The organism is Agreia sp. Leaf335, assembly GCF_001423605.1.
Lineage (GTDB): Bacteria > Actinomycetota > Actinomycetes > Actinomycetales > Microbacteriaceae > Agreia.
Genome location: NZ_LMOQ01000002.1, coordinates 613624 through 636024, shown reverse-complemented (window position 1 = coordinate 636024; position 22401 = coordinate 613624). Strand labels below are relative to the sequence as shown.

The following is a 22401-nucleotide window of genomic DNA, read 5'->3' as shown; positions in this document are numbered from 1 at the left end:
AGTCAGCCGACGAGGGTCGCGGTGAGCTTGCTGAGCGGCTCGCTGAGCGCGTTGACGCCGTCGGCGAGTTCCTTGACCTGTGCCGGGGTGAGCTCGTTGTAGTAGACGAAGCCATTGTCGAGGCTGCCGTACGAGGAGAGCTGCTTCTCGAGGTCGCTGAACCGCGTGTCGAGTGTCGTCACGAGTTCCGGGTCCTTCGACTCGACGATGTCGCGTACGCCCTCATACGCCACGCGTGCGCCTTCGAGGTTGGCCTGGAAGTCCCAGAGATCCGTGTGCGACCAGATCTCCTCTTCACCCGTGATCTTGCCGCTGGCGACTTCTTCGAGCAGGCCGATCGCTCCGTTGGAGATGGCGTCGATCGACACCGTGTAGTCGCTCGCGTGAACGGCGTCATAGAGCTGCTGGGTGTTCTCGGCGAGCTTGTCGGCGTAGTAGTTGCGCTGGTCGGCCGTCAGAGCGACGTACTCGACGCCGCCGTTCTCGGCTGCCGCCGGCGGGAAGAGATCCTTCTCGATACGGTGCCACCCCGTCCACTCCTTATCGGGCGCGACGTCGGCCTCGCGGAAGTCGATCTCGGGATCGAGGTCTCCGAACGACTCGGCGACGGGCTCGATGCGCTCGTAATTCGCTCGGGTGGTGGCGTAGGTGGCGCGCGCTGTAGCGTCGTCGCCGGCCTTGTACGCAGCGAGGAACGTGTCGGTGCCGGTCACGAGTTGAGCGACCTGGTCTTTGATGTAGGCGACGTAGTTTGTGGCTGCCGCGTCGACCTGTTCCTGCTCGTCGCCCGCGAGCTTCACCTTGTCGCCCGTGACCGAGAAGGCGGCGTTGCCGACGCCGTCTCCGATCATTCCGGGCTTGCAGACGGTGAAGTAGTCGCCGGGCTGTGCCTGCACGACGAGGTCGCGCGAGATCCCGGGGCCGACGTTCTCGACCTCGCCGATGATGCGCAGGCCGTCGTCGGCGAGCAGGTAGAACTCGGTGACCTTGTCGCCCGAGTTCGTGACCTTGAAGCGCAGGGTCCCGCTCGATGCCGTGTTCTTGCTGACCGAGCACGCGTCAGCGCTGGAGTCGACCGAGATGGCGGCCGCGTCCGACGATGTGGCGTTGGGCACGCAACCTGTGAGTGCCAGCAGGGTCGCTGCGGCGCCGATCGTCGTGATTACTGCTCTGGCTTTCACCGGGCTCCTTGGGGGGTTGAACGTGCTGTGCTGCTGTCGGACGTGCTCGTCTGGGGTGCGGGCGTCTTGCGGACCACCGCGCGAAGGAAGATCGTCATCGTCGGAACCACGTAGAGGGTCCAGGCGGCAGCTTCGAGCCACGTCGTAGCCGGAGAGAAGTTGACGGTGCCCTTGAGGAGCGTTCCGTACCAGCTGTCGGGCGGAATGGCGGCGGATACGTCGAAGGCGAGGTTGTTCAGGCCGGGCAGGATCCCGGCCTCCTGCAGATCGTGCACACCGTACGACAGGACCCCGGCGGCCACGACGATGAGGACGGCGCCCGACCAGGCGAAGAACTTCGCCAGGTTGATGCGCACCAGACCGCGATTGATGAGCCAGCCGAGGATGACAGCGACCACGATTCCGAGGGCGGCCCCGATCAGCGGCAGAGTGGTCGATCCCGTCGCCTGCACCGCGGCCCAGATGAACAGGGCCGTCTCGATTCCCTCTCGGCCGACGGCCAGGAACGCGACCAGGACGAGCCCCCATCCGGCACCCGCGAGATGCTGGTCGACGTCATTCTGCAGGTGGTGCTTGAGGTTCTTCGACGTGCGAAGCATCCAGAAGACCATCCAGGTGACGAAGATGGTGGCGACGATCGAGAGTGATCCGCCGATCGCCTCCTGCGCCTCGAACGAGAGTCCGTAGGTGCCGAATGTCAGGATCGCACCGAGAGACAGCGCGACGAGGATCGCGAGAGCGACGCCGAGCCAGATGCGTTTCAGTACGTCGCGTCGTTTGATCTTGACGACGTACGCGATGAGGATTCCGACGACCAGGGCGGCTTCGAGTCCTTCGCGCAGGCCGATGAGAAAGTTCGCGAGCACGGTAGAGCCTTCGGGTGAGGCGGCGCAGGGTGGCGCCGGGGCAGAGAGGCGGCCCACGCTGGTCGTCTCGTACGTTCGGTAAGGCTTGCCTTACCAAAACTGACTGTAACCCAGCGGTGTCGTACTGTCCAGTTAGCTCGGCTGAGCGTTCACAGTGACTTCACGACCCGGCGTCACTAGACGAAGAGCAACGGCGATCACCGCCGCGGTCAGCGTCAGAAGCAGCAGACTCCACCCCCACTGGATCTCGGCCACGAACACGGCGAACGCGAGAAGAGCGGCCACCCGGATGCGCACCGTACCGGGGTCGCGCAGCCCTTCGAGCGCGGCGTTCGCCGGGCGCTCCCAGCGCACGACGGCCAGGCTCAGCGCTCCGAGGATCAGCCAGACGGCCACGACGAAGAATGGACGGGTCGCCCACCATGCGCCGCTTCCCGGCACGCTGTCGACCCAGCCGCTGAGGAACAGTCCACCACTGAGCGCCACGATGATGGGCAGATGCCATAGGTAGATGGTCATCGCCCTGCTGCCGACGAAGAACGTCGCGATCAGCACCGGCTTGAGTGTCATGGCCACCCGCAGAAGCGGGTACAGCAGATGAAGGATGCAGACCTGTGCGACGCCCAGCAGAATCAGGGGCACGGTCGCGGGGTTGAGGTTCGTGAGCATGTCGACCGGATAGATGTCGAGCGCATAGGTGAGCACGGCGAGGAGCGTGTAACTCGCGACCGCCCCCGCGGCGAGTTGCCAGCGCGCTCGCCGCGCGAACCATCCGTCGGCGTAGAAGAATCCGAGCTGCTGCACGGCAAGCCAGACGAAGACGAGGTTGAGGAGACCGATCTCCTGAATGCCGCTGAGGATGCGTGCGGCATCCACGATGACGGACAGCGCGACGAGTGTGGCGATCGTCGAGCCGGGGCGCGAGACGTGCCAGCGATGCACGATCGGGAGAAAGGCCTGACAGGAGATGAACGCCGCCAGGAACCACAGCGGCATGCCGACGCCGGCCGCGACGATGTCGACGACTCCTCGGTCGACGCCGCAGAGCACGAGAACCCAGAGGACGACCGTCAGGAACACGAGGAGCGGTAGTGCGGGCCTGAGCAGGCGAACGAGGCGTGTCCGGAGGAACTCACCGGGCGTCGTGCCGCGCCGCATGGCGCTCCGCCAGGAGACGGCGCCCGCAAAGCCCCCGACGACGAAGAAGAGAGGCATGATCTGGCCGACCCACGTGGCGAGAGCGAACCAGCTCTGCGTCTGCAGCGGATTGATCTGACCGATCGCGTCGCCATCGCGGTAGAGGCCCACCATCAGCGAGTGCATCGTGACGACGGCGAAGACGCAGAACACCCGCGCCAGGTCGACGACGAGGTCGCGCTTGCTCTTCGCCGCGAGACCGACGACGTCGACCGATTCTCTGCCGCTGGTCGCGGCCGTTCGGGTGGATCGGTTGGGCACGGGATCATTCCCTCCGGGTGGGTATCGAACATGATAGCGACGAGTGGTGGGGGGTCGGCGCAGCTCCGCTGCCAGATAGTCTGGGGTGGTGATCGACGAGACGAGAGAGCCGCTCCGGGCGGCATCCCCTGAGGCGCTGTCGTCGCGCGCCGTGTCGTGGGTCGTCGGCCTGGGCCTGGGCGTGCTGTTCGGCGTCATGGGCACGGCCGTCAGTCAATCGACGTGGACGATCGTCGCGGGGTTCGCCCTGCCGGTCGGCATCATCATCGCGCTTCTCGCAGTCACGCTCCTGCTCGTCGGGCTGCGCCTGGTTCTGCGCACGCGTACCACCGCGATCCTCGCCGCATTCGGCATCGTCGTGACCATCTTCCTGCTCTCCCAGCCCAGCGCGGGAGGCTCGATTCTCGTGCCCGGAAACGTGCTCGGGGTCATCTGGACCTTCGCCCCCACGGTCATCGCACTGCTGGTACTCGCATGGCCCCGCTTTTCGAAGAATTAGACTTGTCCAGTCGCACCATCTCCTGTGCGGCATGAAGGGAACGAACGCACTGTGACCTACGTCATCGCCCTGCCCTGTGTCGACGTCAAAGACCGGGCCTGTATCGACGAATGTCCGGTCGACTGCATTTACGAGGGCGAACGCTCGCTCTACATCCACCCCGATGAATGCGTCGACTGTGGTGCATGCGAGCCTGTCTGCCCCGTCGAGGCCATCTACTACGAAGACGATCTGCCTGAGGAATGGGCCGACTACTACAAGGCCAACGTCGAATTCTTCGACGACATCGGTTCTCCCGGCGGCGCTGCAAAGGTCGGCGTGATCGCCAAGGATCACCCCGTCATCTCGGCTCTGCCTCCGCAGTCGCACGGCGAGAAGTAAGTGGCCCTCGCGGCTCTTCCCGACTACCCGTGGGACGCGATGAGGCCTTATGCCGACATCGCGCGTCGACACCCCGACGGAATCGTCGACCTGTCGATCGGTTCGCCTGTCGATGAGACGCCACGGCTCGTTCGAGAGGCGCTCGCATCGGCGACGGATGCGCACGCGTATCCGCAGACGGCCGGGACACCGGCGCTCAGATCGGCGGTCGCCGGCTGGTTCCATCGCCGTCGCGCTGTGCCGGACGTGCGCGACGACGAGGTGTTGCCCACCATCGGGTCGAAGGAACTCGTCGCGTGGTTGCCTTTTATGCTCGGTCTCGGCGACGGCGATGTCGTCGTGCACCCCCGGGCCGCTTACCCTACCTACGCCGTCGGCGCCGCGATTGCGGGTGCCTTGCCCATCGCATCCGACGACCCGGCCGACTGGCCGGAGAACACGCGCCTCGTCTGGCTGAACTCGCCCGGCAATCCCGACGGTTCGGTTCTGGATGTCGCAGACCTACGTCGTGCGGTGGCCCGCGCGCGCGAGCTCGGTGCGATCGTGGCGAGCGACGAATGCTACGCCGAGCTCGGCTGGGACGGTCCCTGGAGCGACGAGCCCGTTCCGAGCGTGCTCGACCCCCGGGTGACCGGGGGAGATCGCACCGGCCTGCTGGCGGTGTATTCGCTCAGCAAGCAGTCGAATCTCGCCGGGTACCGGGCGGCCTTCGTGGCGGGTGACAGCTCTCTGATCGAGCGCCTCCTGACCGTGCGAAAGCACGCCGGCATGATTCCCCCCGCTCCCGTGCAGGCCGCGATGGTGGTCGCACTCGCCGACGACGAGCATGTCGCCGCGCAGAAGGGTCTCTACCGGGCGCGACGCGACGCGCTGCGACCCGCCCTCGAGCAGTTCGGGCTTCGTATCGATCGCAGCGAGGCCGGTCTCTACCTCTGGGGCACGAAGGGCGTCGACGCCTGGACGACCATCGCAGAACTCGCGGAACGGGGCATTCTGGCCGGTCCCGGCCCCTTCTACGGTGATCACTACCCGCAGCACGTCAGGGTCTCGCTCACCGCTACAGATGAACGGATCGCGGCCGCCGTCACGCGTCTTTCCTGACGTCTCGCGTTGTCGGCACCCTCCAATGAGACCCGTCGGTTGCGGGCGGATGTCATGGTTGCCCTCATTTCGCCCTAGGCTGTAGGAGGGTCAACGCGGTCCGGGGTCACACATCCTGCGTCTAGCGTCCCGCCACTTACCATCAGGCAGGAACACTCGTCAGGAGGCGCCGTGACCGACGTCGGGCAGCACACATCAGCATCAGAACCCGAAGCAGTAGAACCGGGAAAGGCGACACTCTCGTACCCGGGAGGCACCGCCGAGTTCCCCATCCTCGAGAGCGTCGACGGGGCATCGTCCATCGACCTGTCGACCTTCACCAAGCAGACCGGAATGACGACCCTCGACTACGGGTTCGTCAATACGGCCGCCACCAAGTCGAACATCACGTACATCGATGGAGACCAGGGCATTCTGCGCTATCGCGGATACCCGATCGAGCAGGTGGCGAAGGGGCTCAGCTTCCTCGAGGTCTCATGGCTTCTGATCTACGGCGAGATTCCCACCGAGAGCGAACTCGAAGACTTCGATCGACGCATCCGTCGGCATACGCTGCTGCACGAGGATCTCAAGCGCTTCTTCGACGGGCTGCCGCACCAGGCTCACCCCATGTCGGTACTCTCGAGCGGCGTGTCCGCCCTGTCGACGTACTACCAGGACTCGCTCGATCCCACCAACCCCGAGCACGTCGAGATCTCGACGCTGAGACTTCTCGCGAAGATGCCGGTCATGGCTGCGTACGCGCACAAGAAGAGCGTCGGGCAGGCGTTCCTCTATCCCGACAACACGCTGAGCTTCGTCGACAACTTCTTGCGCCTCAACTTCGGCACCATGGCCGAGCCCTACGAGGTGAACCCCGTCGTGTCGAGCGCGCTCGAGCGGCTGCTCATCCTCCACGCCGATCACGAGCAGAACGCGTCGACGTCGACCGTGCGCCTGGTCGGTTCGACCCAGGCCAACATGTTCGCGTCGATCTCGGCCGGCATCAACGCCCTCTTCGGTCCGCTGCACGGCGGCGCCAACGAGGCCGTCCTGAGCATGCTGGGCGACATCCAGGCATCGGGGGAGGGCGTCGCGAAGTACGTGGAGCGCGTCAAGAACAAAGAGGCCGGCGTGAAGCTGATGGGCTTCGGCCACCGCGTCTACAAGAACTACGACCCACGCGCCAAGCTCGTGAAAGAGAGCGCCGACGAGGTGCTCGAGGCGCTCGGAGTTCACGACGACCTGCTCGAGATCGCCAAGGAACTGGAGCAGATCGCACTCGCAGACGACTACTTCAAGGAGCGTCGCCTGTACCCCAACGTCGACTTCTACACGGGCGTCATCTACAAGGCGATGGGCTTTCCCACCCGCATGTTCACGGTGCTCTTCGCCATCGGTCGACTGCCGGGGTGGATCGCCCACTGGCGCGAGATGACGACCGATCCGCAGACGAAGATCGGCCGCCCTCAGCAGCTGTACTTAGGCCACGCGGCCCGCGACCTGCCTTCAGGCCGCTAGGACCGGCCGACCGCGCGGACGGCGGCTCTAGTAGCCGCCGTCTCCGGTCGCCGGTGCGCCGGAGAGTACCTGACGCGAGCTCGAGACGCCCAGACGGGTGGCGCCGGCCTCGATCATGGCCACGGCGTCGTCGTAGCTGCGGATGCCGCCGGATGCCTTGACGCCCAGACGTGCGCCGACGGTCTCGGCCATGAGCCGCACGGCGTGCACCGTGGCGCCGCCGCTCGGGTGGAAGCCCGTGGAGGTCTTCACGAAGTCCGCGCCTGCGTTCTGCGCCGCGAGGCAGGCAGACACGATCTCATCGTCGGTCAGCGCCGCCGACTCGATGATCACCTTCAGGATGCGGGGGGCTGGGATCACGGCGCGGACGGCGGCGATGTCGGCCTCGACGCGGTCGAATGCACCGGCTTTGGCCGCACCGACGTCGATCACCATGTCGACCTCGTCGGCGCCCTGCTCTACCGAGAGAGCGGCCTCGGCGGCCTTGATCGAGGAGTGGTGCTTGCCGGAGGGGAAGCCGCAGACGACGGCGATCTTGAGCGACGAGCCCTGCGGCAGTTCCAGGGGCAGCATCGACGGAGAGACGCAGACGGAGTACGCCCACAGATCGTCGGCCTCCGTGATGAGGGTCGCGACGTCGGCGGCCGTGGCCTCCGGCTTCAGCAGCGTGTGATCGAAGTAGCGCGCGAGTTGTTCGGTTGTGATGGGTGTGCTGTCGGAGGGGGTCATGAACGTGTCCTTTGATCGGGAGTCGGCGGGAAGAGCGAGTCGGCTCAGGCGTGCAGCATGGCGTTGAGTTCGATGCCGGTGCCCGTGCGGGGCAGCACCTCGACCGCGCCCGTGAGCGAGTTGCGACGGAACAGCAGGTTCGGAATCCCGGAGAGTTCGACGGCCTTCGCGGTGCGTCGCACGCCATCCGCAGTGGGGGCCGAGTCGACGATGACCACCTTGGTGCCGGCGGTCACGTAGAGACCCGCTTCGACGACCGAGTCGTCGCCGATGGAGATGCCGATTCCGGAGTTGGCGCCGAGAAGGGCACGAGCACCGATGGAGACCCGCTGGGTTCCTCCTCCGGACAGGGTGCCCATGATCGATGCGCCGCCGCCGATGTCGGAACCGTCGCCGACCACGACGCCCTGCGAGATCCGGCCCTCGACCATGGAGGTGCCGATCGTGCCCGCATTGAAGTTCACGAAGCCCTCGTGCATGACCGTGGTGCCGGGGGCGAGGTGGGCGCCGAGGCGCACGCGAGAGGCGTCGGCGATGCGCACCCCGACCGGGCTGACGTAGTCGAGCAGGCGAGGGAACTTGTCGATGCCGGTGCTCGCGATACCGTGCCGTTGAAGCGATGGGCGGAGACGGGTGAAGTCGTCTGGATGCACGGGGCCGGCATTCGTCCACACCACGATCGGGAGATGCCCGAAGATGCCGTCGAGGTTGATGGTGTTGGGGCGCACGAGAAGGTGCGACAGGAGGTGGAGCCGCAGGTATGCATCCGGGGTCGAGGCCGGGGGCTCGCGCAGATCGATCTCGGTGGTGACGACCTCGACCGTGACGTTGCGCCGGGCATCCGGCTGGGCGTGGGCGTCGAGCGACGCGTCCGCGAGGTGCGGGTCTCTGCCTTCGGGTGCTCGTCCGAGGGCGGGGCTCAGGTACCAGGTGTCGAGAACGACTCCGCCGCCCGACACCGTGGCAAGACCGGTCGCCCAGGCGAATTCGGGCGTCGCGGGGCTGGCAAATGTCTCAGAACTCATACGCTGAGCCTATCGAGTCCGTCGTCGTCGCCAGCTGTGTGCGACGTCGGCATCTAGGCTTGGCGGCATGACGGATTCTGCCACCGCCCTGACGTCGCCCCTCGATCTCGGCGCCACGTCGATCGCCCTGACGAAGCAGCTGTGCGACATGCCGTCGGTGTCGGGCGGCGAGACATCCATCGCCGACGCGATCGTCGCGAGCCTCGGTGAGTTCAGCCACCTCGAGCTGCATCGAGATGGAGACACCGTCGTCGCGAGAACCGACCTGGGCCGCGCCTCGCGCGTCGTGATCGCCGGACACATCGACACGGTGCCCATCAATGACAACCTGCCGACCCGATACGAGACCCTGCCGGAGGGCTCGACGCACGGTGCTCCCGGCGAGTACCTGTGGGGGCGAGGAACCGTCGACATGAAGGGCGGAGTGGCGGTGCAGCTCAAGCTCGCGGCCGAGCTGACCGATCCCTCCGTCGACATCACGTGGATGTGGTACGACAACGAAGAGGTGTCGAGCGAGCTGAACGGCCTCGGACGACTGGCGAGAAACTCTCCTGAGCTGTTCGCAGGCGACTTCGCCATTCTCGGTGAACCGACCAATTCACTGATCGAGGGCGGCTGCAACGGAACGCTGCGGGCACAGATACGAACGCACGGACTGCGCGCCCATTCCGCGCGCAGCTGGGTCGGCGACAACGCCATCCACTCCTTGGCGCCCGTCCTGGCGACATTGGCGTCGTATGAGCCCCGCCAGGTCGAGGTCGAGGGGCTCGTGTTCCGCGAGGGTCTGAACGCCGTCGGCGTCAGCGGCGGGGTGGCCGGCAACGTGATTCCGGATGCGGCCGCGGTGGAGGTCAACTACAGATTCGCGCCGTCTCGCTCCGGTGCGGAGGCCGAGGCCCACATTCGCGAGCTGTTCGACGGCTTCGACGTGACGATCGTCGATGTGGCCGAGGGGGCTCGGCCCGGTCTAGACGCTCCCGTGGCACGACAGTTCATCGACGCCGTGGGCGGGGTTCCGCTGCCCAAGTACGGATGGACCGACGTCGCGCGCTTCTCGGCGCTCGGCGTTCCCGCCGTGAACTACGGGCCGGGGGATCCGTTGAAGGCCCATGCCGACGACGAGCGGGTGCTCCTCAGTCAGATCACTGCCTGCGAAGACGGCCTGCGACGGTGGCTGAACGGAACAGCCGTCTCGGGCGAATGATCACGCGCAGGCGCGCTGCGCTCATCCGGTACCGGGTCCTTCCCTGGTGGGCGCGAGTCGCACTCATCTATGTGGCGGCTCGAGTGGTCAGCACGGTCATCATCCTGGCCATAGCCGCCGGGCAGGGAGCGAATCCGTGGACGGGCGCGCATCCGTCGTACGTCGATTTCGCCACCATCTGGGACGGCCACTGGTATTTCATCGTGGCGATGACGGGGTATCCGGAACAGCTGCCGATCACCGTCGACGGGCACATCGGTGAGAATGCGTGGGCGTTCATGCCTGTGTACCCGTTCCTGATCAGAGGGCTCATGATCGTCACCACGCTCTCGTGGCCTGTCGTGTCGGTGGCCGTGTCGGTGGTGGCGGGGCTCGGGGCGGCGCTCGTGTTCTACAAGCTGATGCTGCGGGTGCTGGGAGACTCGCAGACGGCCATGTTCTCGGTGGTGCTGTTCTGTGTGGCGCCGGTCTCCGCGCTCTTCCAGTTGTCGTATGCGGAATCGCTCTACACCTTCCTGCTCGTCGTCGGCCTCTATCTCGTCGTGCAGCGGCGGTACGGATGGCTGTTACCCCTGATCGCCGTCATGGCGCTCACACGTCCATCGGGGCTGGCCTTCGCGCTCTTCCTCGGGCTCCATGTGATCGTGCGCTTCGTCACGCGGCGCGCCGACCCGTTCCCGTGGCCGGAACGGATCCTGGTCAGCGTGATCGCTGTCTTCAGCGCCGCCATGGGGCTCCTCTGGCCAGCGATCGCGGGCGTGGTCACAGGAGACCTCACGGCCTACACCGACACTGAGCTGGCCTGGCGGTCGGCCTACATCGGCTACCAGCACCTCGTGCCATTCGCGCCGTGGTTCCAGGGGGCCAACTGGTGGTTGAACTCGCAGTCCGGCTTCCCGACCGGGGGAGCGGTGGTCGTGCTGCTGATCATCGCCTTCGGCCTCAGTCTGTTTCTTCGCCCGGTCCGTCGGCTCGGGGCCGATCTGAGGCTCTGGGTCCTGAGCTACGGTCTGTATCTCCTCGCCGTCTTCTTTCCGCAGTCCAGCACATTTCGGCTGCTTATGCCCATGTTTCCGTTGCTCGGTGCGGTGGCGCAGCCCAAGTCGCCGATCTACCGGGTCTCGATGATCGTCGTCTTCGTGGCCGCGCAGACAGGCTGGCTGCTGCTGTGCTGGGGCGTCGACGGAGCGGACTGGACCCCGCCGTAGACCCCGCGTCCAGAGGGGCGGCGGTGGAACCGCCGCGAAATAGCGGATAATAGAAGTTCACGACGAAAGGGAGCCGCATGGCCGCCATGAAGCCCAGGACCGGAGACGGACCAATGGAGGCTGTCAAAGAAGGACGCCTCATTATCGTGCGAGTGCCACTCGAAGGAGGCGGTCGCCTCGTGGTTTCGGTGAACGATGCCGAGGCGAAAGAGTTGCACGATGCTCTCGCGGGGGTAGTGACCCCCGCCTGATCTGGCTGCGTTCGAGAAACGCACCACACAGCGAAGCTCGGCGGCTGATCCGACGGGAGAACGGGTTCACACCCATTCTCCCCGACGATCAGTCGCCGACTTTTGTTATCTGCAGAAGTCCGTCGCCCGCGGGGGAGAGGGCCACCAGCACCGCGCTCGACTTCGAGAGCTCGGTGATGAGGGTGCGGAAATCCGTCGAGGTGTCGTCGCGCTGCGCGGGGTCAGCCACGCGGTCGCGCCAGAGAGCGTGGGGAACGGCGACCGTTCCTCCCTTGCGCACGAGTCGGAGACCGTGTTCGACGTATTCGATCACATTGTCGGTGTCGGCATCGATCAGCACGAGATCGTAGGAGTTCTCATTCATCCGCGGCAGGACGTCGACCGCGCGCCCGGCGATGAGCCGGAAGCGATTGGCCGGGATGCCTTCTGCCAGGAATGCGGCGCGGGCGGCCTGCTGGTACTCGACCTCGGTGTCGATCGACGTGATCGACGCGTGGGGCGCACCCCGCAGCATCCACAGGCCCGACACGCCGGCACCCGTGCCGACCTCGATGATCGCCTGAGCACCGGATGCCGCGGCGAGAACACCGAGTTGCGCGCCGATCGCGGGCGACACCGGATCGATGCCGAGTTCGAGCGAGTGGGCGCGAGCCTGCGCAAGCCCGGCCGGCTCCAGGACGATGTCCTCGGAGTACTTCCAATTCATTTCTTTACCTGACACGTCACTCTCCCGAAGGCAAGCATAGGTACTGGGCACCCTGTCAGACGCGAGCCACGCGGCGGAGGTAGTCTGTGAGGGTGTTCAACGGGTTGTCGTTCGAGAAGCTACTGCTCGTCGGAGTCATAGCGGTCTTCCTGCTCGGTCCGGACAAGCTTCCGAGTTACGCGGCGAAGCTCGGCCGCCTCGTCAGGACTCTGCGCGACTACGCCAACGGCGCCAAGGTCCGCATGAAAGAGGAGATGGGCCCCGAGTTCGACGACGTCGACTGGAAGAAGCTCGATCCGCGCCAGTACGATCCGCGTCGCATCATTCGCGAGGCGTTGCTCGAGGATGCTCCCGCCGCCGCAGCTCCGGTCATCAAGCCCGTATCGAGGCCCGAACCCGCGTACCTGTCTCGGCAGAAAGACGGTGTGGCGTCGCAATCGTCGGAGGGCACGGCCACGCCGTTCGACTCGGAGTCGACCTGATTCTGCGCCCGAGGGCGGTAGATTGAGGGCATGACAAGCGACGTCGACGAGACAGACTCGGTCACCTCCCTCTTCTCTGGACCGGACGGTTTCGTGGTCACCGACGACTCCGTCTCTGCCGACTGGACGTCGTCGCCGTGGACACTCGCCGGCCTTGTGCTGGTGGGCTGCGTCGCGGTCACCGCGTTGCTCGTCGTCGTCATCCCGGTCGTGGCGGATCTCGTGCTCGGCTGGCTTCCCGCGATCGTCGTTCTCTAGGGCGAAGACGCAGCCCTCTCCGGGAGCCTACGAGTGCCATCGTCGCGTCAGAAGGTGATGCGCCAGAGATATTCGGTGCCGTCTGGCCGGAACCAGCGCACGACGACGATGCCCCGACGGGGCAGCTCCTCGCCGGTCACCACGAGCCTGACCTGGCGGCCGGGGTCGAGAATCAGCGGGGCGCTCGTGCGCAGGGCACCGGTTCCGAGCAGGCTGAACGACAAAGCGGTCAGGCGTTCGGAGCTGCGGTTGGTGAGCACGACAGCGTGCGGCGCGGTGCGCCTCTCGATGGCGAAGGGAACCGGATACGCGTCGTCGATCATGCGGGCAGGCTAGACGCACCGACCGACCCCGAAAGGCTGTTTCTTCCCCACGAGGGTCGATGCTGTGGATGGACCTCGGCGTGCGGACTGTGGGGAGGAGGCGTCGGTTCAGCGAGGGGAGACGCCGAGCCGGCGACCGGCCAGCTGACGTCCCCGGGTCGCAATCCGGTCTGCGACGGAGAGGATCGCGACGCTTGCCGGATCAGAGGGGTCTGCAAGCACCAGGGGATCACCCGTGTCGCCTCCCTGACGCAGCCGAAGGCTCAGGGGAACCGATGCGAGCAAGGGAACAGGATCGTCCTGTCCCGCCGACAGCCGTCTGGCGACCTCCTCGCCACCACCCGATCCGAACAGGTCGAGAATCGAGCCGTCGGGCTGCGTGAGTGGACCCATGTTCTCGATGACTCCGAAGATGCGCTGACCGGTCTGTCGCGCGACGATGCCACTGCGCTCGGCGACATCGGCCGCCGCGGGCTGAGGAGTAGTCACGACGATGACCTCGGCGTTCGGAAGCAGCTGCCCTATCGAGATGGCGATGTCGCCCGTTCCGGGCGGAAGGTCGAGAAGGAGTACATCGAGGTCGCCGAAGAATACATCCGTGAGGAACTGCTGAATCGTGCGGTGCAGCATCGGGCCGCGCCACGCCACCGCGCCACCGGACGAGCCCGATCCGGGCGCCGAGTCGATGAACATGCCGATCGAGATGACCTTCACGTCTCGACCCACCGGGGGCAGGATCATGTCGCCGACGCGGGTCGGCTTCACCGCGAGCCCGTCATCGTCGACGAGACCGAGGATCGCGGGTATGGAGAACCCGTAGACGTCGGCGTCGACGATGCCGACCCGCAGCCCGCGGGCGGCGAGGGCCACGGCGAGATTCGCCGTCAGGGTCGATTTGCCCACCCCGCCCTTGCCGCTGGTGACCGCGTAGACGCGGGTCAGTGATTCGGGTCCGAACTGCACCGACCGATGGGCCCCCGAGCCTCGGAGTTTGTCGACGAGCGCTCTGCGCTCGTCGGAACTCATGATGGAGACGTCGACGTCGACCGTCGTCACGCCCGGAACGGAGGACGCCGCCGCCCGAACGTCTCGTTCGATGGTGTCTGCTGCCGGGCATCCGACGATGGTGAGCTTGAGATCGACGGACGCGCGACCCGCCTCGTCGACGTCGACGCCGCCGACCATATCGAGGTCGGTGATCGGCTTGCGGATCTCCGGGTCGATGACGCGCGCCAAAGCTTGCCGGACGGCCTCACCGAGCTGTGTGCCGGGCGCCTCAGACACTCGGTGTTCCGGCTGCACGGCGACCCTCGGCATCCGGCTCGGCGTCGCGATCGAGTTCGTCGAGGAACGCGCGCAGCTCCGTGCGGATGAAGTCCTTGCTGGCCAGATCTTTCATGGCGAGTCTGAGGGCGACGACCTCGCGGGCCAGGTATTCGGTATCGGCCAGATTGCGCTCGGCGCGCTGCCTGTCCTGCTCGATCTGTACCCGGTCGCGGTCGTCCTGTCGGTTCTGCGCCAACAGGATCAGAGGCGCGGCGTACGAGGCCTGCAGCGACAGGATGAGAGTGAGCGCCGTGAATCCGATCGCCGCGTCGTCGAACCGCAGGCCCTCGGGCGCCGTGGTGTTGTAGAACATCCATGCCACGACGAACACCGTGAGGATGACGAGGAACCAGGGCGTCCCCATGCCGCGGGCGATGGCCTCTGTTCCTCGTCCGAATCTGTCGCGGCTCTGCCGGTTGCGCCGGGGTATCACATTGCTGCGGAGGCCCTTGGGCGCGTCGAGGCGAACGTCTGAGCGGTTATTGCGTGCCATTGCCGGCCCTCCTTCGTGCGCCTATGCGTACTGGTCTCTTCGTGGGAACGGGGACTGTTCGTTCGGGGAAACGCGTCGGGGTGCGTTTCTCGTCGTCGCCGTCGTGACTTCGCCAGTCATCGGGCAGTAGATAGTCGAGGACATCGTCAATGGTCACCACCCCGACGAGTCGGTGGTTGTCGTCGACGACCGGAACGGACACGAGGTTGTAGCTCGCGAGGATGCGGGATACCTCGGCCGCGGACGTATCGGCCGTGACCGGGTCGAGGCTCGAGTCGAGCAGTGTGCCGAGGCGCTCGTGCGGGGGATAGCGGAGCATGCGCTGGAAGTGCACCATGCCGAGAAACCGTCCCGTAGGCGGCTCGTACGGGGGCAGGGTGACGCAGATCGCGGCGCCCAGCGCGGGGGCCATCTCCTGACGTCGGATGAGTGCGAGGCCCTCGGCGACCGTCGCATCGGCAGACACGATGATCGGCTCCGTGGTCATGAGACCACCTGCCGTGTCGGGTTCGTACGACAGCAGCATGCGCACGTCGTCGGCTTCCTCGGGCTGCATCAGGCTCAGCAGAGCCTCGCCGCGTTCACCGGACAGCTGCGCGATCAGGTCGGCCGCATCGTCCGGCTGCATCTGATCGAGCACGTCTGCGGCGCGGTCGTCGCCGAGCTGTCCGAGGATCTCGACCTGTTCGCTCTCGGGCATCTCTTCGAGAACGTCGGCGAGGCGGGCATCCGGCAGTTCTTCGGCCACCTCGAGCATGCGGGCCTGAGGAAGATCCATGAGCGTCGACGCGAGGTCGGCGGGCTTGAGATCGGAGTACGTCGCGATGAGCTGCTCCGCGGATTGGGCCTCGCCGCCCTTGGTCTGCTCGACGACCTCCCGCCAGAGCACGAACGAGGTCGCTCCCTTGGCGAACGGTGAACCGCCAGCCTTCGGCCGGCGCACGAAGAGCTGAGCGACCTGCCACTCGCCGGGGCCGACCTCTTCGATCGCGACATCTTCGACCGTGGCCTCGCCGCTGCCATCGTTGAAGTCGAACTTGCGGCCGAGCATCTCGGCGATCACGCGCACCTCACCGCCGCGCTGCGCGAAGCGGCGCACGTTGATGAGGCCGGTCGTGATGATCTGACCGCTGCCGATCGATGTCACACGCCCGATCGACAGGAAGACACGGCGTTTGCCAGGAATCTCCACGATCAGTCCGACGACCCGCGGCGACTCGGTTCTGCGGTACACCACGAGCACGTCGCGGACCTTGCCGAGTCGATCGCCGGCGGGGTCGAAGACGGTACACCCGGCCAGACGGGCGACGAAGACTCTGGTGGCACTCACACGTCTAACTTAGACCTTCCACATGAGGGTCATGGGAGGATGGTCCTGTGAGTAACCAGATGCCATTCGGCGGCCGTACGCCCAGCAATTCCGTGACGATGCCCAGGGGTGAGGTCGTTGCGACCTACGAGTCGTACGTCGAGGCGCAGAGCGCGGTCGACCGGCTCGCGCACGCCGATTTTCCGGTTGCCGAGGTCTCTATCGTGGGCAGCGACCTCAAGACGGTCGAGCGCGTGCTGGGCAAGCAGAGCTACGCCAGGGCTGCTGTCTCCGGGGCCCTGAGCGGACTGTGGCTCGGCCTGTTCTTCGGCTTCTTCCTCGTGATCCTGTCGCCGACGGCGACATCACTCCCGTTCATCGCCGCGGCCAGCCTCATCGGCGCGGGCTTCGGAATGATCTTCCGCATCGTCACCTACTCGATCTCACGGAGACGACGGGACTTCACCTCGACCATGCAGGTGATCGCCACGAGCTACTCCCTCCTCGTCAGCCCGGATGTGGCCAACAAGGCGAAGAACGTGCTCGAGGCGCCCGCCGCCTGATCGACGAGCGCCCTCGCTCGAAACTAGCTCAGGCGAGCGATCCAGGCCTCGACGTCGTCGGCCGTACGCGGGATGTCGGCAGAGAGGTTCTCTGCACCGTCGGCCGTGACGAGGATGTCGTCCTCGATGCGGACGCCGATACCCCGGAACGACTCGGGAACCGTCAGGTCATCCGGCTGGAAGTAGAGCCCCGGCTCGATCGTGAAGACCATTCCTTCCTCCACGATGCCGTCGATGTACATCTCCCGTCGTGCCTGGGCGCAGTCGTGCACGTCGATGCCGAGGTGATGGCTCGTGCCGTGCACCATGTACCGGCGGTGCTGCTGGTTGTCGGCCTCGAGAGCCTCGTCGGCCGAGACGGGCAGCAGACCCCACTCCGCGGTACGCCGAGCGATCACGGCCATCGCGGTGGCGTGGATCTCGCGGAACCGGATGCCCGGACGCACGATGGCGAAGGCGGCATCGGCCGCCTCGCGCACGGCCTCGTAGATGTCTCTCTGCACGGGGGAGAAGGTGCCGGAGATCGGCAGGGTGCGCGTGATGTCGGCGGTGTAGAGAGTATCGACCTCGACCCCCGCATCGAGCAGCATCAGATCGCCAGGCACGACGGGCCCGTCGTTCGTGGTCCAGTGCAGGATGCACGCGTGAGGCCCGGACGCGGCGATGGTGTCATAACCGACCGCATTGCCGTCGACCCGGGCGCGGGTGTTGAAGACGCCCTCGACCAGGCGTTCGCCGCGCTGGTGCGCAGAGATCTTCGGCAGGTCACGAATCACGTCGTCGAAGCCACGCGCGGTGGCGGCCACGGCCAATCGCATCTGTTCGATCTCGAAGGAGTCCTTCACGAGGCGTAGCTCGGAGAGATCGCGGGCGAAGGCAGCGTCGAGCTCGTCGTCTGCGCCCGTCAGCAGATCACCGGCCGCCTCGCGAACGATCCGGGTCGACGCATCCGCCGTCTGTCGAACGGCATCGAAGTCGGCGATGCCGCGGGTGGCGATCCCCAGGTCGCCGGCGACCTGGGCCAGTGACGGTCGGGCACCGATCCAGAACTCGCCGATCTCCGAGTTCGCGTAGAACTCGTCGGAGTCGCGCCCCGCCCGCTCGCGGAAGTAGAGCGTCGCGTCGTGTCCACCGCCGGCCCGCGGGGCGAGCACCAGCACGGCTCCGGGCTCGCTGTCGGAGCCCCAGCCCGTGAGCCACGAGAACGCGGAGTGGGCGCGGAAGGGATAGTCGGTGTCGTTGGAGCGCTGCTTGCGATCGCCGGCGGGAATGACCAGGGTTTCGTCGGGGTACAGAGCCGAGATAGCGTCGCGGCGCGCCGCGGCGAAGGATGCCTCGGGCCGGGCCGGCGGGACGATGCCGGTTCGATCCGCCCACCCGCTGGCGATGAAATCGCGGAACGTCGTCGAGCCCGGGGTGGTGCTTCTGTTCGACGCTTCGGCTTGCGTCGGAGCGTCGGAGTTGTCTGTCTTCTGTGCGTCGGCCATGCATCTATTCTGAGCCATCGATTCGGGTGCCGAGTAAGTTAGACGCATGCCAGCCGTCCGTGACCGTTCGACGTCGCGTCTGGTCTCGCTGGTCGAGCGCGCCTCTCCCGCTCTCTACGTCGTCTCGGCGATCGTCGTCGTGCTCGGAACGGTCGCGGGCTTCGGAGGGTTGAACACGGTGGCGAAGCCGCCGGTTGCGCAGGCGGCGAGCGGCGAGGTCATCGAGGGCAAGCAGCTCGATGTGACGATCACGGACGCGTTTCTCGCCGATGAGTTCGATCCGTACTTCGAGCCCGACGAGGGCAATCGGTTCTTCGCGGTACGAGCGCTGATCACCAACGTGTCGACGACGCCGATGGACAAGTCGAAGGACAACGTCCTGGTCGACGGTCTCACGGGTTCCAACGGCGACCCGCAAGCCGATGAGGTCATCCGTATCGGCGAGTCTTCGAGCAATGCCATGCTGCAGCCCGGGGTCTCACAAGAGGTCGTTCTGCTGTGGCAGATCCCCGCCACCGACGAACGAGCCGGTTCGACGATCACCGTGCACGTGCTCGACAAGACCCTGCGAAAAGGGTTCCTCTTCGACGACACGTGGGACAACCCCGTCGTCACGGCGGACGTCTCCCTCGTCGTGGGCGACCGAGGCTTCGACTTCGCGAAGGACGACGCCCGGTGACGGCCCGCGTGCGAGTGACCCGACGCGGCGCAGTGTCGGCGCTGACGGTCGTCGTCGCGCTGACGGCCACGGTAGTGGTCTACGGGATCACGCCGCACGGCGACGACATCAATGCGCCCTTCAACGTGCGCGGCGACATCGGCGATGTCCTGACCGGCCGCACGCTCACGGGGTCGGTGACCGCCGTGCGCCTGGCATCGTCGATCGACGCCACGGCCGCCGACAGCGAGTGGACAGGCGAGACGACGGGAACCTGGGTCGTGGTCGACGCAGATATCGCGGCCAGGTTCGAACCCTCGTCGCTGTACCGACCGACCCTCACGATCGGAGACACGACCTACTACGCGACCGAACGACTGCCTCTGGTGACGCTCGACGACGGCAGCGTCAGACCCGGCATCGCCTCGGCCGGGGTCATTCTGTTCGAAGTCTCCGACGAGGCACTGAGATCACCAGAGGCTGCCAGGGCCGAGATCGGCATCAATGCATCGTTTCAAGCGATTCTCGACTCCCGCCTCGTCACGCAGGTCGATCTGACGTCGCTTCCCGTCGAAGCAGACGTCGCGGTGTCGCGGCCCCAAGAGAGGGTCCTGTGAGCGCGGAGCAGCCCGGCGAGCCGGCCCAGGCATCCGAGCCGTCGTGGTGGAGACGAAATCGTTGGCCGGTGCTGGCCCTCGCCGTGCTGCTGCCGGGAACACTGATCCTCACCACGTCGAGCGAGTGGTTCGACTACCAGAACGGCCTCTATTCCCGCCCGATCGAGGTGGCCGGCGGTGACAGCGTCGTCTACGGCGGTGTCGAGTTCAGGGTCGACGATACGGTGCTCGTGCGCGGCGGAACAGAGGGTGGCGACGAGCTCGAACTCGAGCCCGATCTGGATCTGATCGTGGCGGTTCTCGAGGTCACGCCGGGCGACGGACCCGTCGACTCGTGTAATCTCACCATCTCGGCGACGAGCCCGGAACATCCGGAGAGACGCACCTGGAACGCCAACGTCGACCTGCCCCGCAAGTTCCCCTCGACCGGCGATGCGCAGACGACGTGCGCCGACTCTGAGGGCGCGCCCTACAGGCTCATCGTCGCCGCTACTCTTCCGGGCGGTGCCGCGAAGACGGGTTCGTGGGTGCAGATCGAGAAGCCCGGACTGTCACCGAACTACCTCGAGCTGGAACTCTCGCCGTCGGAGGTCTCGAGCGCATCGACGTCGGAAGACATGTCGTCGAGCGCCACATCGGCGGCGCGGCGAGACGACCTCAGGCAGAAGTCGAACGCGACCGCGAGCAGGCTGATGCGCACGGGCTCGACGAGGAGATCGATGAAGAAGCCGATCGGCTGATCGGTCGCCATCCACCACGCGTAGGGATGTGGGCCGATCGCCGCGTAGATTCCCGCGAGCACCCAGTCGCCGATGCTCACCCAGAGGGCGTAGGCGAAGACGTAGACGGCCAGAAAGACGATGCCGCCTCTCAGAATCACCCTGGCGCTCAGAAGCAGGGGCTTCGCTATCTCGATGGCGTCGTCGAACAAGGGTCGCGCACGGCGAGCCAGGCCGACTGGGGCGGAGTTCAGGGTGGCCCCGAGGAGCGGTCCTCGGGGGCGGTCGCGCCGGCGCAACTCGAGCCGCGAGGTCGTCAGCGAACGCACATAGACGACGCCGGCGACGAGAAGCCAGGCCAGGGCGAGAAAGACGATCTCACTGCTCGAGTTCCAGACCCAGGATGCGCCATCCCACGCGAGCCTCAGAGTCAGAGAATTCTCGACGAGTGTCTGACGCAGGTCGTCGAGAGACCGGATGAACTGGCGGCTGTCGATCCAGTCGGGTACGACGCTGAAGAGACTCGACAACACGTTGACCGCGATGAACACCCACACCGCTTCGAGGTAGACCGTGATGATCGAGGTCCACGCCGGCAACCGTGATCGCAGGCGTTTGAGGGCGAAGCGACCGACGAAGGCGATGATGGCCACCGCGACCGACCCAGGAGTGGCGGTGACGGCCAGCACGGTCGTGCCGGAGTCGGCGTAGGTGAAGAAGTTGTCGGACTCGATGGCGAGACCTGCGTACTGCAGGAGGTCTTGGCGCATGAGATCCATCGCCGAATACAACGCGAAGAAGACGAGCACGCTCGAGAGCAGAATGTCGCGGAAACCGAGGGCTGTCTCCTCGGCGGAGTCGTCGGTGACGTTGCCTTGCGCGAGCCGAGTGAAGGCGGGCATGGAGTCCCGGAGCACCAGAAACATGCCGATGTACGACACCAGCCTGGCCAGCACGGCGATCGGCAGAACGATCAGGCCCAGCGTCGCGTCGATCGCCCCGAGCTCGGCGGCGATACGGATGACGATCCAGCGCACGATCCAGCCGCCGAGAAACCAGACCAGCAGCATGGGCCACGTGCGGCCCGCGAGCCGGAGCACCTCGCGGATCGTCGACCTCATGCGCTCATCGTAGCGGCGAGCCCGTGCGTGCTCGAACTCGTACGATGGGCAGATGGCATCCGTATTCCCCCCAGGGCCGATCGATCTGCACACACACTCCAGTGCCTCGGACGGAACCGAGACTCCGGCCAGGCTCGTGCGCGCGGCAGCGGAAGCGGGACTGGGTACCGTGGCCCTCACCGACCACGACTCGACGGCCGGCTGGGAGTCGGCATCCGCTGAGGCTCGGAAGGCGGGAATCGCCCTGATTCCCGGAATGGAGCTGTCGACTCGCCGAGGCCGTGCAAGCATCCACATGCTCGCGTATCTCTTCGATCCCAACAGCGCCGGGCTGGTCGCCGAGACCGCGCGCATCCGGTCTGCCCGGCTTACCCGGGCGGAGGACATGGTGCAGGCCATCGCCGCAGATTACGACTTGAGCTGGGACGATGTGCTGGCGCAGACGCAGGACGGGGCGACCGTGGGGCGGCCGCACATCGCCGACGCTCTCGTCGCCAAGGGACACTCGGTGACGAGAAGCGATGCGTTCGCCGGAATCCTGCACTGGCAGGCCGGCTACTACCTTCCGCATTACGCGCCCGACCCGCTGACGGGGGTCGAACTCATCGTGGCGGCGGGCGGCGTTCCTGTTATCGCGCATCCCGCCACACACGGGCGCGATGGCGTCGTGAGCGAGAGGGAACTGTCGCGACTCGTCGACGCGGGTCTGTTCGGGCTCGAGATCGACCACCGCGAGAACACCGAAGACGGCAAGGCGCGGCTGCGAGAACTCGCGGCCCAATTCGGCCTGGCGATCACGGGGTCGAGCGACTATCACGGAGAGGGAAAGCCCAACAGACTGGCGGAGAACCAGACCTCACCGGAAGTGCTCGAACGCCTCGTCGAGCGCAGCACGGGCTGGAAGCCCGTGCTGCCCGACTGACGAAACGGGTCGAT

At 66.2% G+C, this 22401-nt stretch carries 25 protein-coding genes; 13 read left to right on the top strand and 12 right to left on the bottom strand.

Features of this window, described 5'->3' with window-relative positions:
* Positions 1-2 precede the first annotated feature (2 nt).
* The 3 genes from efeO to ASF79_RS09050 form a co-directional block, all read right to left on the bottom strand.
* On the bottom strand, positions 3-1181 hold the full coding sequence (gene efeO / locus ASF79_RS09060) for an iron uptake system protein EfeO (RefSeq protein WP_055853930.1): 1179 nt from the start codon (positions 1179-1181) through the stop codon (positions 3-5).
* Positions 1178-2047 (bottom strand): iron uptake transporter permease EfeU, encoded by an 870-nt coding sequence (efeU, locus tag ASF79_RS09055; protein ID WP_055853925.1) that lies wholly within the window; start codon positions 2045-2047, stop codon positions 1178-1180. The genes efeO and efeU overlap by 4 nt, the downstream gene beginning before the upstream one ends.
* A gap of 132 nt (positions 2048-2179) precedes the next feature.
* Positions 2180-3505 (bottom strand): acyltransferase family protein, encoded by a 1326-nt coding sequence (locus tag ASF79_RS09050; RefSeq protein WP_055853922.1) that lies wholly within the window; start codon positions 3503-3505, stop codon positions 2180-2182.
* 88 nt (positions 3506-3593) lie between these two features.
* Here ASF79_RS09050 and ASF79_RS09045 point away from each other — a divergent pair, with 88 nt between their 5' ends.
* The 4 genes from ASF79_RS09045 to ASF79_RS09030 all read left to right on the top strand — a co-directional run bounded on the left by ASF79_RS09045 (position 3594) and on the right by ASF79_RS09030 (position 6986).
* On the top strand, positions 3594-4004 hold the full coding sequence (locus ASF79_RS09045; RefSeq protein WP_162239078.1) for a hypothetical protein: 411 nt from the start codon (positions 3594-3596) through the stop codon (positions 4002-4004).
* A 51-nt stretch (positions 4005-4055) separates the two neighbouring features.
* Positions 4056-4385 (top strand): ferredoxin, encoded by a 330-nt coding sequence (gene fdxA, locus ASF79_RS09040; protein WP_055780318.1) that lies wholly within the window; start codon positions 4056-4058, stop codon positions 4383-4385.
* Positions 4386-5486: a succinyldiaminopimelate transaminase gene (gene dapC / locus ASF79_RS09035; RefSeq protein WP_055853914.1), complete on the top strand. Its 1101-nt coding sequence runs from the start codon at positions 4386-4388 to the stop codon at positions 5484-5486. It abuts the gene before it with no gap.
* 171 nt (positions 5487-5657) lie between these two features.
* The gene (locus ASF79_RS09030; protein ID WP_082466188.1) at positions 5658-6986 is read left to right on the top strand and encodes a citrate synthase; all 1329 of its coding nucleotides are present in this window, start codon (positions 5658-5660) and stop codon (positions 6984-6986) included.
* A 27-nt stretch (positions 6987-7013) separates the two neighbouring features.
* Here ASF79_RS09030 and deoC read toward each other — a convergent pair whose 3' ends face one another.
* Both deoC and dapD read right to left on the bottom strand, forming a co-directional pair.
* Positions 7014-7715 carry a deoxyribose-phosphate aldolase gene (gene deoC / locus ASF79_RS09025; RefSeq protein WP_055853910.1) on the bottom strand — a complete coding sequence of 234 codons (702 nt, stop codon included), beginning with the start codon at positions 7713-7715 and terminating at the stop codon, positions 7014-7016.
* Positions 7716-7759: 44 nt separating this feature from the next.
* The gene (gene dapD, locus ASF79_RS09020) at positions 7760-8740 is read right to left on the bottom strand and encodes a 2,3,4,5-tetrahydropyridine-2,6-dicarboxylate N-succinyltransferase (RefSeq protein WP_055853907.1); all 981 of its coding nucleotides are present in this window, start codon (positions 8738-8740) and stop codon (positions 7760-7762) included.
* Between the two features lie 67 nt (positions 8741-8807).
* Here dapD and dapE point away from each other — a divergent pair, with 67 nt between their 5' ends.
* The 3 genes from dapE to ASF79_RS17065 all read left to right on the top strand — a co-directional run bounded on the left by dapE (position 8808) and on the right by ASF79_RS17065 (position 11403).
* Positions 8808-9944, top strand: a complete 1137-nt coding sequence (dapE, locus tag ASF79_RS09015) for a succinyl-diaminopimelate desuccinylase (RefSeq protein ID WP_055853902.1) — start codon at positions 8808-8810, stop codon at positions 9942-9944.
* Positions 9941-11152, top strand: coding sequence for a mannosyltransferase family protein (locus tag ASF79_RS09010; RefSeq protein ID WP_055853898.1), 1212 nt, complete (start codon positions 9941-9943; stop codon positions 11150-11152). Before dapE ends, ASF79_RS09010 begins: the two co-directional genes overlap by 4 nt.
* A gap of 77 nt (positions 11153-11229) precedes the next feature.
* Complete coding sequence (locus ASF79_RS17065; RefSeq protein WP_078714890.1) at positions 11230-11403, top strand: DUF3117 domain-containing protein; 174 nt, start codon at positions 11230-11232, stop codon at positions 11401-11403.
* 88 nt (positions 11404-11491) lie between these two features.
* Here ASF79_RS17065 and ASF79_RS09005 read toward each other — a convergent pair whose 3' ends face one another.
* Positions 11492-12124: an O-methyltransferase gene (locus tag ASF79_RS09005; protein ID WP_055853895.1), complete on the bottom strand. Its 633-nt coding sequence runs from the start codon at positions 12122-12124 to the stop codon at positions 11492-11494.
* A gap of 77 nt (positions 12125-12201) precedes the next feature.
* On the opposite strand from ASF79_RS09005, the gene ASF79_RS09000 reads away from it, so the two are divergent.
* Complete coding sequence (locus ASF79_RS09000; protein ID WP_055780338.1) at positions 12202-12591, top strand: twin-arginine translocase TatA/TatE family subunit; 390 nt, start codon at positions 12202-12204, stop codon at positions 12589-12591.
* 30 nt (positions 12592-12621) lie between these two features.
* Positions 12622-12849, top strand: coding sequence for a hypothetical protein (locus tag ASF79_RS08995; RefSeq protein WP_055780341.1), 228 nt, complete (start codon positions 12622-12624; stop codon positions 12847-12849).
* Positions 12850-12896: 47 nt separating this feature from the next.
* Here ASF79_RS08995 and ASF79_RS08990 read toward each other — a convergent pair whose 3' ends face one another.
* From ASF79_RS08990 to ASF79_RS08975, 4 genes are all read right to left on the bottom strand, one after another.
* Positions 12897-13172: a hypothetical protein gene (locus ASF79_RS08990; RefSeq protein WP_055780344.1), complete on the bottom strand. Its 276-nt coding sequence runs from the start codon at positions 13170-13172 to the stop codon at positions 12897-12899.
* A 108-nt stretch (positions 13173-13280) separates the two neighbouring features.
* Positions 13281-14489 (bottom strand): P-loop NTPase, encoded by a 1209-nt coding sequence (locus tag ASF79_RS08985; RefSeq protein WP_082495776.1) that lies wholly within the window; start codon positions 14487-14489, stop codon positions 13281-13283.
* Positions 14449-14991, bottom strand: a complete 543-nt coding sequence (locus ASF79_RS08980) for a DUF1003 domain-containing protein (protein ID WP_055853893.1) — start codon at positions 14989-14991, stop codon at positions 14449-14451. Before ASF79_RS08980 ends, ASF79_RS08985 begins: the two co-directional genes overlap by 41 nt.
* Positions 14978-16321 (bottom strand): magnesium transporter MgtE N-terminal domain-containing protein, encoded by a 1344-nt coding sequence (locus tag ASF79_RS08975; RefSeq protein ID WP_055780353.1) that lies wholly within the window; start codon positions 16319-16321, stop codon positions 14978-14980. The genes ASF79_RS08980 and ASF79_RS08975 overlap by 14 nt, the downstream gene beginning before the upstream one ends.
* 47 nt (positions 16322-16368) lie before the next feature.
* Here ASF79_RS08975 and ASF79_RS08970 point away from each other — a divergent pair, with 47 nt between their 5' ends.
* On the top strand, positions 16369-16863 hold the full coding sequence (locus ASF79_RS08970) for a general stress protein (RefSeq protein WP_235500708.1): 495 nt from the start codon (positions 16369-16371) through the stop codon (positions 16861-16863).
* Positions 16864-16886: 23 nt separating this feature from the next.
* Here ASF79_RS08970 and ASF79_RS08965 read toward each other — a convergent pair whose 3' ends face one another.
* A complete protein-coding gene (locus ASF79_RS08965; protein WP_055853890.1) occupies positions 16887-18350 on the bottom strand; it encodes an aminopeptidase P family protein in 1464 nt (487 codons plus the stop codon).
* Positions 18351-18396: 46 nt separating this feature from the next.
* Here ASF79_RS08965 and ASF79_RS08960 point away from each other — a divergent pair, with 46 nt between their 5' ends.
* Both ASF79_RS08960 and ASF79_RS08955 read left to right on the top strand, forming a co-directional pair.
* Positions 18397-19029 carry a hypothetical protein gene (locus tag ASF79_RS08960; protein WP_055853886.1) on the top strand — a complete coding sequence of 211 codons (633 nt, stop codon included), beginning with the start codon at positions 18397-18399 and terminating at the stop codon, positions 19027-19029.
* The gene (locus tag ASF79_RS08955; RefSeq protein ID WP_055853881.1) at positions 19026-19625 is read left to right on the top strand and encodes a hypothetical protein; all 600 of its coding nucleotides are present in this window, start codon (positions 19026-19028) and stop codon (positions 19623-19625) included. Before ASF79_RS08960 ends, ASF79_RS08955 begins: the two co-directional genes overlap by 4 nt.
* A gap of 559 nt (positions 19626-20184) precedes the next feature.
* Here ASF79_RS08955 and ASF79_RS08950 read toward each other — a convergent pair.
* The gene (locus tag ASF79_RS08950; protein ID WP_055780368.1) at positions 20185-21465 is read right to left on the bottom strand and encodes a hypothetical protein; all 1281 of its coding nucleotides are present in this window, start codon (positions 21463-21465) and stop codon (positions 20185-20187) included.
* Positions 21466-21517: 52 nt separating this feature from the next.
* Between ASF79_RS08950 and ASF79_RS08945 the strand changes: the two genes are divergently transcribed.
* On the top strand, positions 21518-22387 hold the full coding sequence (locus tag ASF79_RS08945; protein WP_055853880.1) for a PHP domain-containing protein: 870 nt from the start codon (positions 21518-21520) through the stop codon (positions 22385-22387).
* Positions 22388-22401 lie beyond the last annotated feature (14 nt).